At 40.0% G+C, this 1,825-nt stretch carries 1 protein-coding gene and 1 pseudogene; one reads left to right on the top strand and one right to left on the bottom strand.

What is annotated here, in order from left to right; translation table 11 throughout:
- Window positions 1-67: 67 nt before the first annotated feature.
- Entirely contained in the window at window positions 68-559 is a 492-nt protein-coding gene (locus ASV53_RS23820) for a hypothetical protein (protein ID WP_017007271.1), read from the bottom strand.
- Between the two features lie 197 nt (window positions 560-756).
- Here ASV53_RS23820 and ASV53_RS23815 point away from each other — a divergent pair.
- Window positions 757-1,716, top strand: a pseudogene (locus ASV53_RS23815) (IS110 family RNA-guided transposase).
- The last annotated feature ends 109 nt before the right edge of the window (window positions 1,717-1,825 follow it).

Raw genomic sequence — 1,825 nt, 5'->3', positions numbered from 1 at the left:
AAGCGCACCGCACTTCAAACCAAAACTGCCGAGTGTAATGCGTCACACTTGATGGCCTTGTTAAGCATTAGGGTGCAAGTTTAAAAATCTCTTTATAGAAAGACTCATAGGTGATTACGACACTTATCTGATTAAGTTTTTCTTTGTATTCCCTTTCAGAAATTGGAGTGTCATTAGAAAAAGAGATCTTAAACAGCTCTATTGACTTATTTGGTGAGATGCAATTCCCTTTATCTAAATATGAAGTTGTTAACTCAAGCTCATAACCAGAAAATACCGTATACAATGCCGTGGAAAGTTGTCGTGTACCTCTTTCTTCAACTGTTTCCCCATTCAGCGTCACCTCGAAAGTTTTTACTTTCGCAGGACCTATACCATTATTAATCACCTCAAATGAGTACACATTATCCAACTCACTATTATCAAACCAATAATGTAAATGTGGTCTTAATGATAGCTTATTATGCTTTCTACCCAAATATGCTTGATAAATTGTTATACCCAAAGCTGAAAGTGCAATAATTACACTCGATAATGAAATAATTGTGTTTGTTTCCATAAACCTTCCTGAATGCTTAACGCCTTGGCATAAGGTGCGCCAACGCTGAACTTACTAAACCAAATACACTTCAAACCAAAACTGCCGATTGTTAAGCGTCACCTTAATGCCTTTGATACTTATTGAGCCTTCTCCGACAACATACCCCAAAGGAGTATGCTGGAAGGCGACTAAACCAAAAAACGGAGAAGACTCATATGCAATTTTATACGAAGAACCACCCTTATTACTGCGGGATAGATCTCCATGCCCGCTCTTTTATATGTCTGCATCATCAACCATGATGGTGAAATATGTATCCATCAAGAGATTAAAGCCTCACCTGAACATTTAATGAGAATTCTTGAACCCTATATCGGAAATATTATTGTCGGCGTTGAATGTATGCATTGTTGGTATTGGGTAGCCGACTGGTGTGAAGACAATGCGGTCGACTTTATTCTCGGACATGCTTTGTACATGAAAGCGATTCACGGCGGTAAAGCTAAAACCGACAAAATTGATTCATTTAAAATTGCCAAACTACTTCGTGGTGGTACATTCCCTGTCGCCTATCATTACCCTAAATCAATGCGTGCTACACGTGACTTATTACGTCGCCGAATGAAAATCATCCGTCATGGCGCAATGCTCAAAGCACACGTCAGTAACACTTTGAGTCAATATAACTTACCCGCCCATGGAACCAACTCGTTGAACATTACGATAAAGAACTTCGACAGATAGAAAAACAGGTGGAAAACCATGCCATCAAACACTTCTATCGTGAATACCATTTACTCAAATCTATCAAAGGGGTCGGTAAAATACTCGCCCTCACCATTCTCTATGAAATCGGTGACATCCAACGCTTTGATTCAGTACAGAAGTTTGCCTCTTACTCTCGCCTAGTCAAATGCAAAGCTGAATCAGCAGGTAAAATCTATGGTACTTCAGGTGCCAAAATTGGAAATGCTCATCTTAAATGGGCGTTCTCTGAAGCTTGCGTACTTTATCTTCGAGGTAATGATGATGCCCAACGCTATTTAGCCAAGCTTCAACGCAGAATGCCAAAGTCGAAAGCCCTATCTGTACTCGCTCACAAATTAGGGCGATGTGTTTACTTCATGTTAAGGAACAAAACACTATTCAATGAAGATCAATTTATGAAGCGTTAGTCACGCAGTGAAAGAGGCTCATCGTCTAACTGTGCCAATATGGTCGAGTACGAATCGCTGTCATTAAACCATGAGATAAGGCCATGACCTTACAACTGACGCGTGTACC

This window comes from Photobacterium sanguinicancri, from assembly GCF_002265265.1.
Taxonomy (GTDB): domain Bacteria; phylum Pseudomonadota; class Gammaproteobacteria; order Enterobacterales; family Vibrionaceae; genus Photobacterium; species Photobacterium sanguinicancri.
The sequence above is the reverse complement of the archived record's forward strand: the minus strand, read 5'-3'. Positions and strand labels throughout refer to the sequence as shown.